General features: G+C 69.4%; 14 protein-coding genes and 2 pseudogenes. 13 read left to right on the top strand and 3 right to left on the bottom strand.

The window, feature by feature from the left end; translation table 11 throughout:
- Positions 1 to 158: 158 nt before the first annotated feature.
- Positions 159 to 407, top strand: coding sequence for a hypothetical protein (locus J7F03_RS42835; RefSeq protein ID WP_374104437.1), 249 nt, complete (start codon positions 159 to 161; stop codon positions 405 to 407).
- Between the two features lie 145 nt (positions 408 to 552).
- On the top strand, positions 553 to 951 hold the full coding sequence (locus J7F03_RS35615) for a DinB family protein (protein ID WP_214956930.1): 399 nt from the start codon (positions 553 to 555) through the stop codon (positions 949 to 951).
- On the opposite strand, the gene J7F03_RS35610 is transcribed toward J7F03_RS35615, so the two are convergent.
- Positions 914 to 1,192 (bottom strand): MerR family transcriptional regulator, encoded by a 279-nt coding sequence (locus J7F03_RS35610; RefSeq protein ID WP_214956928.1) that lies wholly within the window; start codon positions 1,190 to 1,192, stop codon positions 914 to 916. The genes J7F03_RS35615 and J7F03_RS35610 overlap by 38 nt on opposite strands.
- A gap of 86 nt (positions 1,193 to 1,278) precedes the next feature.
- Between J7F03_RS35610 and merB the strand changes: the two genes are divergently transcribed.
- The 3 genes from merB to nrtS all read left to right on the top strand — a co-directional run bounded on the left by merB (position 1,279) and on the right by nrtS (position 3,585).
- Positions 1,279 to 2,253, top strand: coding sequence for an alkylmercury lyase family protein (gene merB / locus J7F03_RS35605; RefSeq protein WP_214956926.1), 975 nt, complete (start codon positions 1,279 to 1,281; stop codon positions 2,251 to 2,253).
- 436 nt (positions 2,254 to 2,689) lie between these two features.
- Positions 2,690 to 3,310, top strand: coding sequence for a DUF1326 domain-containing protein (locus J7F03_RS35600; protein ID WP_214956924.1), 621 nt, complete (start codon positions 2,690 to 2,692; stop codon positions 3,308 to 3,310).
- Positions 3,307 to 3,585 (top strand): nitrate/nitrite transporter NrtS, encoded by a 279-nt coding sequence (nrtS, locus tag J7F03_RS42465; RefSeq protein WP_214956922.1) that lies wholly within the window; start codon positions 3,307 to 3,309, stop codon positions 3,583 to 3,585. Before J7F03_RS35600 ends, nrtS begins: the two co-directional genes overlap by 4 nt.
- Here nrtS and J7F03_RS35590 read toward each other — a convergent pair whose 3' ends face one another.
- Positions 3,586 to 4,392, bottom strand: coding sequence for a DUF2182 domain-containing protein (locus tag J7F03_RS35590; protein ID WP_214956919.1), 807 nt, complete (start codon positions 4,390 to 4,392; stop codon positions 3,586 to 3,588).
- 207 nt (positions 4,393 to 4,599) lie between these two features.
- Between J7F03_RS35590 and J7F03_RS35585 the strand changes: the two are divergent.
- The 7 genes and pseudogenes from J7F03_RS35585 (at position 4,600) to J7F03_RS35555 (ending at position 12,460) form a co-directional block, all read left to right on the top strand.
- Positions 4,600 to 5,048, top strand: a pseudogene (locus J7F03_RS35585) (SRPBCC family protein).
- Positions 5,049 to 5,073: 25 nt separating this feature from the next.
- Positions 5,074 to 5,403, top strand: a complete 330-nt coding sequence (locus J7F03_RS35580) for a TfoX/Sxy family protein (RefSeq protein WP_214956917.1) — start codon at positions 5,074 to 5,076, stop codon at positions 5,401 to 5,403.
- A 419-nt stretch (positions 5,404 to 5,822) separates the two neighbouring features.
- Complete coding sequence (locus J7F03_RS35575) at positions 5,823 to 6,419, top strand: TetR/AcrR family transcriptional regulator (RefSeq protein WP_214956915.1); 597 nt, start codon at positions 5,823 to 5,825, stop codon at positions 6,417 to 6,419.
- A gap of 40 nt (positions 6,420 to 6,459) precedes the next feature.
- Positions 6,460 to 6,747 (top strand): YciI family protein, encoded by a 288-nt coding sequence (locus J7F03_RS35570; protein ID WP_214956912.1) that lies wholly within the window; start codon positions 6,460 to 6,462, stop codon positions 6,745 to 6,747.
- 3 nt (positions 6,748 to 6,750) lie between these two features.
- Positions 6,751 to 7,353: a DNA-3-methyladenine glycosylase I gene (locus J7F03_RS35565; RefSeq protein WP_214956910.1), complete on the top strand. Its 603-nt coding sequence runs from the start codon at positions 6,751 to 6,753 to the stop codon at positions 7,351 to 7,353.
- A gap of 872 nt (positions 7,354 to 8,225) precedes the next feature.
- Entirely contained in the window at positions 8,226 to 10,709 is a 2,484-nt protein-coding gene (locus tag J7F03_RS35560; protein WP_214956908.1) for a SpoIIE family protein phosphatase, read from the top strand.
- Between the two features lie 537 nt (positions 10,710 to 11,246).
- Positions 11,247 to 12,460 (top strand): annotated as a pseudogene (locus tag J7F03_RS35555) (IS110 family transposase).
- A gap of 361 nt (positions 12,461 to 12,821) precedes the next feature.
- Here the strand turns inward: J7F03_RS35555 and J7F03_RS35550 are convergent.
- On the bottom strand, positions 12,822 to 13,574 hold the full coding sequence (locus J7F03_RS35550) for a BTAD domain-containing putative transcriptional regulator (protein ID WP_214956906.1): 753 nt from the start codon (positions 13,572 to 13,574) through the stop codon (positions 12,822 to 12,824).
- Between the two features lie 313 nt (positions 13,575 to 13,887).
- Here J7F03_RS35550 and J7F03_RS35545 point away from each other — a divergent pair, with 313 nt between their 5' ends.
- The gene (locus J7F03_RS35545; protein WP_214956904.1) at positions 13,888 to 14,151 is read left to right on the top strand and encodes a StsA-related sactipeptide RiPP; all 264 of its coding nucleotides are present in this window, start codon (positions 13,888 to 13,890) and stop codon (positions 14,149 to 14,151) included.

Here is a 14,151-nt window from a genome sequence, read left to right as displayed (position 1 = left end):
GCGTAGAGAACTCCATGATCTAGGAAGCCGTGCCTGTCACGTTCCGGGCCCCGTCGCTGACCTGACGGACCACCACGAACCGGGCGTCATGCGACTACGCCGAAGCCCTGCCGCTCAAACGCCAGCGCACCGCCGTCATTACCGACCTCCGGCCTGTCATGGCCACCGCCCGGCGAAATGAGCTGATCCACCGGCTCCTTGCCGGGCAGTGCGAGATGTGCGAAGGACGTACCAGGCTACAAGTCCATCACGTCCGCAAACTCGCCGATCTCAACAAGCCAGGACGGCCGGAACGGCCGCCGTGGGTGCGCCTGATGGCCAAGCGCAAACGCAAGACACTCGTGGTCTGCGAACGCTGCCATCAGGACATCCACGCGGGACGGGTTACAGCCACCACCCGGAAATGATCACTGGAGAGCGGTATGCCGGGAAACTGGCCCGTACCGTTCGGGAAGGGGCCGTCGGAAAAGGACCCGAACCACGGGCACCTCGTCGGCGGCCTACTTCACTCTGTGGGAGCCGGAGGGTGCGAATCCCTCCGGCTACCCGACCATGCTGTTCGGCTTCCTGCTCGTCCGGCCGCTGCTCGTCGTCTTCGCCTGCTTCGGGCGGCTCCCGCTGGGAGCGAGCCGAACGTTCGCGCGGCTGTTGGATGCGGCGACCGCTCCGTTCGACCTCGTCAACTACCTGGGCCCGGTGGGCGGGGCCCGGCTGTGCGGGCGGCGGCGGATGGCGCGGCTGTTCGACCGTGTCATCGCCGACCTGCACCGCCGGGTCGACGCGGAGTCGCCGGCCCATCTGGCGCTGCGCATGCACTACCCGTGCCGGTGGGATCCCTTCTTCAAGGACGTCATGACCGTCGCCGACCTCTACCGCTACCCGGCCCGGCACTTCTCCTTCCACTGCGGGCAGCTCACCCTGCCCGGGTCACCCGGGGCCGCTCGGGGGTGAGGATCGTGCAGATGTCGTCCGCGCCGCAGGCGGCGGGATCGATGTGGGCGGCCCGGTCGGCGAGGGTGAGGCCGGCGTGCTGGGCATCGCGGATGAAGGCGAGCCGGGTGGCGGCCTGTTCCGGGTAGTCGCGGTAGCCGCCTCGGGTGCGGGGCGGCGGGTGCAGCAGGCCGCTGTTCTCGTAGAAGCGGATGGTCTTGGTCGTCAGCCCGGTGCGGGCGGCGAGGTCGCCGATGCGCATGCCTCCAGGCTAGCCCTTGACCTTCCAGTGCACTGGAAGGTCTACGGTCGCCGTATGCCAGGTGACGGCGAGGAGGGCAGGGCGAGATGCGGATCACGGTTCTGACGGTGGTGGACTGCCCGAACGCGCGGCCCGCGGTGGAACGGGTCCAGGCCGCCCTGGCCGGCCGGGAGGCCGAGGTCGAGCTGGTGGAAGTGGCCGATGAGGCGGAGGCCGCCCGGCGGGGCATGAACGGCTCGCCGACGATCCTGATCGACGGCACCGACCCCTTCGCGCCGCCCGGAGCCACGCCGAGCATGTCCTGCCGCCTGTACCGGGACGCGGACGGCCCGGTCTCCGGGGTGCCGAGCGAGGCCGCGATGCGCCAGGCACTGGCCGGGACATCCACGTACGCGGGCAGCGCAGCCTCGGACTGCTGTGCCCCGCAGCCGCTGGACGTCGTCGGCAGGGCCGGCCGTGGGCGCCGCGCGCCCGAGGAGAGGGGCCTGCGGGCGGTGCACCAACGGGTGCTGCGTTCCTTCGGCGCGACCGGGAACGCACCCGGCCAGGAGACTCTGGCAGCGGTCGCCGCGGAGGCCGGCCGGAGTGTCGGCGCGGTGTTGGCGGAGCTGGCCGAGGAGGACTTCCTCACCCTGGACGAGCAGGGGCGCATCCGTGCCGCGTACCCCTTCTCCGCCACCCCCACCCGCCACCGGGTCCGTATCGCGGAAGGCGCGGACGTGTGGTCGATGTGCGCGATCGACGCACTCGGCATCCCCGCCATGCTCGACCAGGACGTGGTGATCTCCTCCACCGACCCCGTGACCGGCGAAACCGTAGAGGTCACTGCCACCGCCGGCATCCTGAACTGGGAACCCGCGAGCACCGTGGTGTTCGTCGGCCAGCGGGCCGGAGGCGGACCGGCGGACACGGCCTGCTGCGACGCGTTGAACTTCTTCACCAGCGACGAGACGGCACGGACCTGGATGAAAGCGCATCCGGAGGTGCCCGGCCGTGTCGTCTCCCAGGCCGATGCCGAGCAGATCTCCCGCCAGACGTTCGAACCCTTGCTCGCCCCCTGAGAGGACCTCGACGACCGGACCTTGGAGGGCACCGCCTCAGAAGAGGCCGTGAGACCAGTCGGCTCACACCCTGCACCCGGAGCAGCACCATGTGCCACCATGAGCGGGCCCTGCCCGCCGTGCCCGGCACCCGAGGTTTGAGCTGGCCCTGGGGTGGCGCTTTGGACGATGCCCTCTGTCGCCCGCTGGCCGGCCGCGCATCCGTGACCTGCCGTAGGGCGACGTTCCGGCGATCGAGACACCCGGCGACGGCACCGGACGGTTTACAGATCATATCGAGCACGCCTAGCGTGAGAGTACCGGCGCTCCCCGACCGATCCCGCGGAACGGAGCCCACCACCATGCCCACCTCCCGCTCACCACCGACCTACCCAGCCCCCGACGCCGTCCGGAAGAGCCGGACGACGGGGTCCTCGAGCGAGAGGAAACCGGTTCCATGTACACCATCTCAGGGCAGTACCTGGTCAGCTGCTCGTGTGCCGTGATCTGCGGCTGCAGTGTCGATGCCCAGCCGAGGGACAGGCACGGCGGCACCGAGTGCCGGGGCGCGGCGGTGTTCCACATCGCCGACGGGCGGTTGGACGACAGCGACCTCTCCGGGGTCGATTTCGCCTTCTACTTCCACTTCCCCTCCCACCTGACGGCCGGCGACTGGAAGGTCGGGGTCGTCATCGACAGCGGCGCCAGCGACCAGCAGGCCGATGCGCTCGGCCGGATCCTGTCCGGCAGCGAGGGCGGAATGATGGGTGAACTCGCACAGTTCATCGGAGAATTCGTGGGCACCGAACGTGGCGAGGTCTCGCTCACCGACGGTGAGAAGCCGGGCGCGAGCGTCGCCGAGCACACCCGGCTGACGTACGAGCCGCTGCTCGGCGCCGACGACACACCGACCACGGTCAAGAACGCGTTGTTCGGCTTCGCCCCCGAGTACGAGATCGGCCGTACCAGTGGCACCTCGTCCGCCTTCGGCCTGGAATTCGAACCGGGCTACGGCGAGAAGGCCGACTTCGTCTTCAGCAGCGAGGCGGCGGCGGGGGCGCCCAAGGGGCGCATGTGAACCGCGCCGCCGCACCGCGGAGGAGGCCGCAAGGGCCTCCTCCGCCTCTGCTCGGCACCGTCTTCTCGCACGCCTCACTGGCCAAGTGCATCCCGATCTCCCTGGTCGTCGGCACCCTGCTCTCCCTGGTCAACCAGGGATCGGTGCTCTTCGCCGGCACCGCCACCGCCGTCACCTGGATCCGGGTCGCGGTCAACTACGCGGTACCGTTCTGCGTCTCCAGCGCCGGCTTCTACGGCAGCCGGCGGGCCATGTGGCGCGAGCACCACCGCTGATCACATCGTCGTCATCCCGCTCGGAGTCAGTGCCGGCAGCAGCCAGTCCTGGAACGGCGCCAGCACGGCCAGCACCAGAAACGCCACGCCCGTCACCCGGGCCATCACCGGGCCGCGCCGCCACAGCTTCTCCAGGAAGATCAGCACTGCGATCGCGGCCATCGCCGCCACGTTCATCACCCCGAGCGGCACCAGCACCACCATCAGCGCCCAGCAGCAGCCCACGCAGTACCCGCCGTGGTGCAGCCCCACCCGCAGGTCGCGCACCGGCGGCCGGAAGCCCGCATACCGCATCAGCTGGGTCATTGGGCTGCGGCAGTGCCGCAGGCACACGTACTTCAACGGCCCCAGCTGGTACAACCCCGCCAGGGCGAAGGCCGCCGCGCCGATCCACTTCCCGGCCTGCGGGTCGCGGTCGACCAGGCTTCCGGTGAGCGCCAGCCCGCCGTACGCCAGCAACCCGAACGCCGTCCACGCCAGCAGGTACCCGCCGAGGAACTCGGCGGTCCGCACCGCCCTCGTCATCCCGCTCGACTGCCGGGCGATGCCCCTGGCCCAGGTCACCGCCACCGGGGCCACCGAGGGCAGCATCATCGCCGCCATCATCGCCAGCCACAGCAGCAGGAACAGCGGCAGCGCCATCCCCATCGTGCCCGGCTCGATCCCCATGTCCCGGGCCTGCCCGAGCGTGATCACCCAGGCCAGCGCCGCGATCACCACGATCAGGCCCCACGCCACCGCCAGATCCCTCGCGGGCATCAATACCCCGGGCCGCAGCGGCTGCTTCTCCACGGTGACGAAACGCATGGCGCCTCCCTGAAAGGCCCTCCCAGGACAGCACACCGGCGCCCGCGCGCGCCAGTGCCACGGCTTCTGCGGCGTTGGCCGGGGTGCAGTAGCCGGCGGCCGAGCAGCAGTGGCCCCGAGCGCGCGACGGCTTGCGTCCGGTTGCCGGTGCCGGGCCGGGGTGGGTCGATGGAGGGGACACCGGAACGGGGTTGAGGCGGGTGGCGCATGGGCATCGACGTGACGGCGGAGCGGGTGATCCCGCTGCCGTGCGAGAGGTCGCGGCCTTCGCGATGGACTGGCGCCATGAGGCGGAGTGGACACAGGGCATCCGTACGGCGGAACTGACCCGCCAGGCCGACGGCGGCGGCTTCGGGATCGGTGCCGAGGTGACGCGGACCGCGTACTTCCTGGGCAAGCGGATCGACTACGTGCTCCGCGTCGCCGCCGACGAGCCTCCGCGGCTGCTGGACATGGTGTCGGTCGTGGGCCCGATGCCGATGCACGTGACGTATACCTTCACCCCGACCCCGGACGGCGGCACCCTGGCCCGCATCCGCGTACAGGGTGACGCCTCCGGTCTGTACGGTCTCGCGGCGCCGTTCATGGCACGCAAGGTGCGATCCTCGCTGGTCAAGGACCTAAGGGACCTGGAGCAGCGGCTGAGCGGGCCGTAGCGGCACATGCGGAGGGCGGAACGACATGGCGTACGACGAAGGACTGGCCGAGCGGATCCGGGACCGTCTGGGGGAGGACCGGGCCATCACGGAGAAGCGCATGTTCGGCTGTCTCGTGTTCCTGTGCAACGGCAACATGGCCGTGGGCGTGACCGGCGACGATCTGATGGTCCGCGTCGGTCCGGAGGCCGCGGCCGGCGCCCTCGCGCGCCCCGGTGCGAGGATCTTCGACTTCACCGGCCGGCCGATGCGCGGCTGGGTCGTCGTGGACGCCTCCGCCCTCGTGGAGGACGGGCCCCTGACCGAGTGGATCGCTACGGGCCGGGCCTTCGCCGCCGGCCTGCCGCCCAAGTGAACGCCGGACTGCGGTAAGGCCGCCTCATCCGGGTGAGGCACCCTCATGGGGGCAAGGCGGCCTGGGACGTCTTCGACGGCGGGCAGTACGTGGAGACCAGAACTACCCGCTGCCCTCAGACCTCGACGGTCGAAGTGCTCGAGTGTCAGCATCCGGTGCGACCGGTTCGACGTTTCCTTCGGCGCCGCGGCGCTCGCCCGGACCTGACCTGCGAATGACCACCACCGACGACGCCTTGGAGCGCATCACTGCTCCAAGGCGTCGTCGTGTCGCCTCCTCGGGCCGACTGTTGCGGGTCTTGGCATTGAGCACCGGCCGTCCGAGGTCGGCCTTGACATTGCCTAGGACGCCCGTCCTAGAGTGGCTCCCGCACTTAGGACGCGTGTCCTAGGACGGGGTGGAGGCCGGGAGGTCGTGGGGTGGCTGGCAGCACGGGCACGCGGGCGCAGATCGTCGATGCTGCGAACCGGCTCTTCTACGAGCAGGGGTTCGAGCACACGTCGTTCGCGGCGATCGCCCAGGCGGTGGGCATCTCGCGGGGCAACTTCTACCACCACTTCAAAACCAAGGACGACATCCTCGGTGCGGTCATCGAGGTCCGGCTCCAGAGCACGCGCGCAATGCTCGCGGATTGGCAGCGGGACGAGTCGGATCCCGCTGAGCGGGTGCGACGGTTCGTGGGGATCGTCATCACCAACGGTGCGGACATCCAGGACTTCGGCTGCCCGGTCGGAACCCTCACCAACGAACTCGCCAAACTGGATCATCCCGCACGGCCCCGCGCCGTCGCCGTCTTCGACCTGTTCCGGACATGGCTCCGGACACAGTTCGAGGAGCTCGGATTCTCCGTCGAGGCGGACGACCTCGCGATGCACATCCTGGCCTTCAGCCAGGGCGTGGCGACCCTGTCCAACGCCTTCCACGACGAACGGTTCGTTCAGCGAGAGGTCGACCGCCTCCACACCTGGCTGGACGAGCGCCTCGCAGCCGGCCCGGCGCCGCGCTCCATGCGCTGAGCCGGCCGATCCCATGCCCCAACAGCCGAAGGAGACCCCCGTGTTCGTCGTCATCCTCCGCTTCGCAGCCAACAAGAACCAGGCTCCGCAGCACATGGCAGGCCATCAGGAATGGATCCACCAAGGAGTGCAGGACGGGGTCTTCCTGCTGGTCGGCAGCCTCCAGCCCGGTCAGGGCGGTGCCGTACTCGCCCATGACACGACCCTCGACGAGCTGCGGGAGCGGGTCGCGGCCGATCCGTTCGTCGCCCATGAGGTCGTCTCGGCCGAGATCATCGAGATCGCCCCGAACTCCACCGACCCGCGGCTCGCGTTCCTGGCGGCCTGAACCATGACCCTGTTCATCGCCCCTGACGGCGAACCGCGATGCGGATGGGCGGGCGGCGCCCCCGAGTTCCTGGACCACGACAGCGAATGGGGTTACCCCGTCGGCGACGACCGGCGACTCTTCGAGAAGATCAGCCTGGAGGGCTTCCAGTCGGGGCTCAGCTGGCGCACCATCCTGGCCAAGCGGGAGAACTTCCGTAAGGCGTTCGCCGGCTTCGACTTCCACTTGGTCGCGGAGTTCACCGAGGCAGATGTGGACCGGCTCCTCCAGGACGCGGGGATCGTCCGTCATCGGGGCAAGATCGAGGCAGTCGTCAACAACGCGCGCCGAGCGGTCGACCTGGCCGCCGAGGAGGGCTCGCTGGCCGCCTTCTTCTGGCGCAGCGAACCCGGCCCGGACGAGGTCGCCCCACCGCAGACGGTCTCCACCTCACCGGCCTCGGTCGCCTTGTCCAAGGACCTGAAGAAGCGGGGTTGGAAGTTCGTCGGACCCACCACCGTGTTCGCGTTCATGCAGGCGATGGGGCTGGTCAACGACCACGTGGCCGAGTGCGTCATCCGCGCGCGGGTGGAGGCGGCGCGGTCGGCCTTCTCGCGCCCCTGCTGAACGTCGCAGCCGGGAGACGAGCTCGCGGACTGGGAGCCCGGCGGGCACGAGGACTGCGACTGGGACGGCTCCTGGCGTTGGTATGAGGTCATCCGCGACCTGCGACGCCGAGCCGAACGGACGCGGCGTCACTCCGCTCCCTGAGCCGCTTTCCGCCTGGCGCCCATCTGTGACGGGGGGCGATCCCGAGAGCCAGGTGGCGCCCCTTGGGGACCAGTTGGGGACCAGCGCCCACGTCGGTGGGTGCACGGCAGGTACGTATGTGCACGCTGTGCGCCCTGAGATTAAGGCGTATGTCATGATTTTTCCTCCGACCCAGCTATCTGGGGGTCAAGGGGTCGCAGGTTCAAATCCTGTCGTCCCGACTGTGCGGAAACGCAGGTCGGAGGCCGTTCTCTCAATTTCGAGAGGGCGGCCTTTCGTGCGTCCGGAGCCATGGTGGTCGCAATGTGGTCGCAGACCTGTCGGTCCGACACCGTGTCGACCACGGCCCGCAGCGCCAGCCGTTTCCACTCGCGGAAGACCTGAGCATGCTGCTGCTCCGCCTGGTGCCGGGTGTTCCCTTCAAGGCGATCAACCTTGCTGCGGCGTCTCTGGGGTCCGCCTCCGGCCTGCCACCGAGGGACCGCACTACCTGGGCGGCGCACTCGTTCGCAAGGACATCACAGGCGATCGTTCCGGTCTGCTACCAGGACTGGCCTGGTTCTCGCGGGCGCCGCCCCGCTTTGCCCCCAGGCACCCACGCCTTGATCGCCGTACGCCAACAGTGGCCGCACCCGCCCCGTCACGGCATGGTCCACGCAGCGTGTCTAGGCGGCACCGGCCCTTCGGCCTGAGTTCCGACTCGCCGGGACGGTCCCGGGCGCGACAGCATGGAGAGAGGACGTCGGCGGGATGCCCTCCGGGAGGAGGTGATACAGACAGTGACCAGTCGTCGCTTTGCGTTCTGCGGGGCTGAGCTTGCCGCTGTCTATGTGGTCGCTGACCAGGGCAGGGAACTCCATCTGGCCGAGCTGACCGGAAACCGCGGCGTCCTCTACGGACTGCCCGCGATCCTCGCCGTGGCCAGCCATTCGCCCGCCGCCAATGCCTTCCGCTCCGGCCGCCCGCTGTGGCTGACTCCCAAGGAACTCGCCACGTTCATCGAGGATGATCCCCACCACTTCCCCACCCGGGTCCGGGACGGTGACCCCAACTCGCCGGCCAGGATCTCACTGGGGGCGCTGCCACTGGGACACGGCGACCAGGAGCTCGGGTGCCTGATCGTCGCCGGGGAGGCCGGGGACGGCTTCAGCGCCGACGACCGCAGCCTTCTGGAGCTTTACGCCGATCAGGTGGCCGCCGGACTCGAATCGGTCGCCGCTCGCTTCGCCGGGCGCAAAGCCCCGCAGGCGCATCTGGGTCAGTCCCTGATGCCTCACCAAGGCGGCGCGTTCATCCTGGAACTGAGCACCGGCCGCATGGAGGCCCACGCGCATGTGCTGGAACTGCTCGCTCTGCCTCCCGAACAGTTCGACGGGCACGTGGAGACCCTGCTTGCCTGCGCCGTCCCCGACGACATGCCCGCACTGATGGCGATCGTGGAGCCGGACCGGCTGGCCGCCGCCGGACAGCAGCTGGCGTTCCGTATCCGCCGCCCGAACGGCGAGCTGCGCTGGCTGGGGCTGCGTTGCCGCGTGGAGGTGGACTCCGATGGCACGCCGCAGCGCGTCCTTGGTGTGGTGGCCGATGCCACCTATCTGCGCCCCAGCGCCGACGAGGTCTCCCTCGTGCAGCGGCTGTCGGCCACTCTGGCGGGAGCGGCGACCGTCCGAGAGGTCAGCCGGCTGGTGGTCGCCGCCCTGCGCGAGCCGCTCGGCGCCTCCCGGGTCGCGGTCGGCGAACTGGAGCCCGAGCGGCTCATAGTCACCGCCCTCGACCCTCCGGAGCCCGATGCCTGGCCCGAGGTCTGGCGCTCGGAATGGCGGTCCGAGTGGCCCGACGCGTCGCTCAGCAACCTGCCCACCCTGCAGAGCGCGCTGCGTGGGGGGCACATGAGTCTGTGGCCGCCGGGCGCGGCTCTCGAGCCCGGTCTTCTGGGCGTCGGGCCCGGTGGTCTCGCGGTGCTGCCGCTGCCCGCCGACGGCCGGATGGTAGGGGTGTGTCTGGTGGGGTGGGACGCGGAGCACCGGTTCGGACCGGAGGAGCGGTCGCTGCTGACCGCGACCGCGGGGCTGGTGGGGCAGGCGCTGGTGCGCGCCCACGCACTGGACGCGGGCCACGAACTCGCCACCATGCTCCAGCGCAGTCTGCTGCCCCGTAAGCTCCCGGAGCTGCCGGGCGGGGTCGCTGTAGCCCGTTACCTGCCCGCGACGGCTGGACTCGAGGTCGGCGGCGACTGGTATGACGTCATTCCGCTCAGTGACGGTCATGTGGCGTTCGTCATCGGGGATGTACAGGGGCACAGCGCGGGAGCCGCCACCATCATGGGCCAGATGCGTACGGCGGTCAGGGCCTACGCGGTGGAGGGCCACCCGCCCGATGTGGTGGTCGCGCGGGCCAACCGTCTGCTCGTTGGCATGGAGACCGATCTATTCGCCACCTGTGGGTATGTGGACTTGGACATGGAGGAGGGCATCGCCAGAGTCGTACGGGCCGGCCATCTACCGCCGATACTGCGCCATCCCGACGGCATGACCGAGGAGATGGCGGTCGAGGGCGGGCCTCCACTGGGAGTGCTTGCCGATGCCGAATTCCCCATGACCGAGGCGGGGCTGGTCCCCGGCACCCTGCTCATTCTGCTGACGGACGGCCTGGTCGAGTCCGCCAGGCTGCCTCTGGAGGAGGGCATGCGGCGGGTGTGCGATGTGCTCGCCGCGGCCAACCCGGTCGACGCCGGACGGGTCGCCGACGAGTTGGTCGTCGGTATGGGCCGTCGCGACGACGATGTGGCGTTGCTGTTGCTGCGCTACGACGGCACACAGGGCCGGCCGATGCGGAGCCACTGGACGGTGTGGCGGCTGCCCAACGCGGTCAAGCACGCGCGCCGCTTCACCGCGCGCACCCTGCGGTCCTGGGGAGTGGTGGAGGAACTCGACGCAGCTCTGCTGGTCGTGTCCGAGCTGGTCACCAACGCCACCGCGCACACGCAGGGCGAAGTAGGGATGGATCTGACCCTGTCGGCGGACCGGCTGCGGATCGCCGTAAACGACGCGTCGCCGCGCAGCCCCGTCAAACCGGTGTCGGTGAGCTGGGAGTCGACCGGCGGTCGCGGGCTGCTCATCGTCGAGGCGACGACGATGGCCTGGGGCTCGGTGCCGCTCAGCGGCGGCAAGCAAGTGTGGGCCGAGATCCCCTGGCACCCCGCGAGCGGCTGACGCGCAGGGTGAGGCCCGCTGCGTCCCGTCACGACTTCGCCCCCGCCGCGGTTCCTGACACGGTCGCGGATACGGCTCCCGGGGACACCGGCAAAGGCGTCAGCGGCCTCACCGCTGCTGGAGGCGCCGCGCCGAGCGGTGGGCGTGACCGCTCACACTGCGCGCTCCATGCACAACAGTTGCTACGGCGTCGAGCCTCGGTTGAAGAACGGTCCGCGCTGGCCGGCCAGAATCCAACTCCGACCCCAGCTGATCGACGGGTGCCTCGCCGCCACAGGCCTGACCCTCACACCGACCCCACCTTGAAAGCTTCCTTACGTTGGTGGTGGGTCGATTCCGGTCACTCGTAGGATCGGGAGACCCCAGGGGCACTGGGTGTGGCTGTCAAGCTCATGCCGCAGGAGTGGCTTCTACTGATTGGCCGCCCAGTGCCCCGCGACGACTCGGCCACTGATTGGGATACGCGCCAAGAGATCGCTTGGTAAGGACACGCTGGCGAGGTCGTCTGCTGGGACAACCACAGGAACGATCTCGGAGGTGACCGTGCCCGAACTGTGGGCGGGAACAGATGCGGGCAAGGCCGAACACCATTGCACGGTGATCGACACCGACGGCAAGCGCACGCTGTCACGGCGGGTGGCCAATGACGAGACCGCACTGCTCGAATTGATCACCGATGTCCTCGCACTGAGCGAGGGCGAGCACGTGACCTGGGCGATCGATCTCAATGCCGGCGGAGCCGCCCTGATGATCGCGCTGCTGACCGACAACGGCCAACAAGTTCTCTACATCCCCGGCCGCACCGTTCACCACGCCTCCGGCTCCTACCGGGGCGACGGGAAGACCGACGCGAAGGACGCCTTCGTCATCGCGGACCAGGCCCGTATGCGTCGTGACCTCCAGGTGATGCACCGCGGCGACGACATTGCCGTGGACCTGCGGGTCCCTCACCTCGCGCCGCCTTGACCTGGCGGCCGACCGCACGAGGGCGATCAACCGGCTGCGGGCCCAGATGCTGGAGTACTTCCCCGCCCTGGAACGGGCCTTCGACTACAGCACCTCGAAGGCGGCCCTGGTGCTACTCACCGGCTACCAGGCCCCGGCCGCCCTGCGAAGGGTCGGCAAGAACCGTCTCGCGGTCTGGCTGAAGAACCGCAAGGTCCGCAACTCCAGCGCCGTCGCGGCAACCGCCCTCGAGGCCGCCGAGGCCCAGCACACCGCCGTGCCCGGGGAGAAGCTGGCCGCCACCATGGTGGCCAGGCTCGCGAGGGAGGTGATGGCTCTCGATGAGGAGATCGCCGAGACCGACCTGCTGATCGAGGGCCGGTTTCGCGACCACCCGCATGCCGCGGTGCTCCTGAACATGCCTGGCATCGGCCCCGTCCTGGGCGCCGAGTTCATCGCCCACACCGGCGGTGACATGAGTGTCTACGGCAGCTCCGACCGCCTCGCCGGCGTCGCCGGCCTGGCGCCTGTCCCCAAGGACTCCGGACGGGATCAGCGGCAACATGCGCCGACCACGACGCTACTGCCGCCGCCTGCTGCGGGTCTTCTACATGTCCGCGCGGGTCGCCGCCCGATGCTGCCCCGTTTCCAAGTCGTTCTACGAACGCAAGAGAGCCGAAGGCAAGACCCACAAACAAGCCATCCTCGCCCTCGCACGCCGCCGTCTGAACGTTCTCTGGGCCCTCATACGCGACGGCCGAACCTTTGAGATCACCGCGCCGCCCAGCCCGGTCCCACTGGGCTGACGCGCTCACAACGAGTCACCAGCCAACCTTGACAACTTCATTGGGAATCAGTAGGGCGTGCAGCAGGCTTCGCTGTCGAGTGCCTCATGGCAGGCAGGGTCTGCTGTCTGGGGACCAGTTGGGGACCACACGTGTGCGCGATGGCGCACGACAGAGCCTTCCGTACACAACTTGCGCCCGGATTAAGTCTGTTATCTGCGGATAATCCCGGTGACCCGCACTCCTGGGGGTCAAGGGGTCGCAGGTTCAAATCCTGTCGTCCCGACTCGAAAGAGTCGCAGGTCAGAGGTCGTGTCGGAGGAATCCGGCACGGCCTCTGACTCGTTTCCGGGGGAGATGGCGGGCGCCCGGGTGGGGGCGGTCAGTACTCCGCCGTCAGGGCGAGCTGGCGGTCGCGGTCCTGCTTCAGCAGTTGGGGGATGGCGCCGCTCGGGGCTACGCCCAGTTCCGAGAACAGCAGCTCGCGGTAGCGGCGGTACCGGCGGTGTGCGTCGGCGACTTCGCCGACGTGGAGGCACGACTGGACGGCTATGCGCCGCGGGCCCTCCCGCAGCGGGTCGGCCTGGGTCGCGGCGTCGGCCAGTTCGAGCACCGCGGAGTGCTGGCGTCGCTGCAGGAACCTCTCGGCGAGGAGCTCCAGCGTCTGGACGCGCTGCAGTTTCCACTTCTCCTGGAACGGCACCAGCCATTCGTCGTCCCAGTCGTACAGCAGGGGGTGGCGCAGCACGCTCCACGTGTGCGGCAGCCGGTCGTAGCTCACCGCCGCCTCGCCCGCCCCGGACGCCGTCGAGATCAGTCCGGCCGCCGCCCGGTAGTCCACTTCGACGTGGTCGGCGAGGGTGATGGTGGTGTGCGAGGCCTGCAACAGGCCCCCGGCCGTCGCCTGGTTCAGTCGCCACAGAGTTTGGCGCAATCTCGCTCCCGCCCGAGCGGGCGGGGCATCGGGCCACAGGCGTGCGGCGAGGTCGCCGCGCCGCAGCGGGCGGTCGCTGAGTACCAGAGCCGCGACGAGCCGCTGCTGGATGTCGCTGAGGTCGGCGACCCGCTGATCGGTGCGGCAGACGAAGCCTGGCAGCAGCGATATGTGCACGATGCCTAAGCCGGTGGGATTCATCGCACCTCTCGGGTCGTCCGACGGGCCGCCGGCCGCCGGGTGGGCGCTCCATTGATCCCGATTTCCACGTTCGCTTCACATGAGCTTCACAACGGCTGTGGTATGAGCGTGAGGCAAGGCTTGGAGATCGTCAACACCCCTGCGTGGCGCGTTCCCGCCGCTCTGATCCGTTGCCGCGAGAGCCGTCGCCCGCGACGCGTATGTCCCCCGACACCGCTCCCGCACAACCCACAATCGTGGGGTTGTTTCACCGGTCCTCCGCGCGCAGTCTCGGTTGCGTCCCCGATCGATCGCGACAGCGAAAGGTGGAAGCATGACCTTCAACGCCCTGGAGTCCCTCCGTGCGGCCGGCGTTATCGGCGGCACGATGGCGCCCGCTCTCGAGGAGTTCTACGCCAGCCTGACCGCCGAGGAGACCAAGGTCCTCATCTCGACCAAGACCCGCCTCGCGGCGATCCTCCCCGATGTGGCGGCGCACTCCCAGGACTGGACCTCGCCCGAGGCGACGAAGGAGGGCTTCGACGCCGCCATGCTGTGTGCCTGCGGCCTCTGGTCGGGCTCCGGCCAGGCCGAGTAG

It is taken from the genome of Streptomyces sp. ISL-43, from assembly GCF_018614195.1.
In the GTDB taxonomy this organism is placed as follows: domain Bacteria; phylum Actinomycetota; class Actinomycetes; order Streptomycetales; family Streptomycetaceae; genus Streptomyces.
This window is presented reverse-complemented; position numbering and strand designations above follow the sequence as displayed.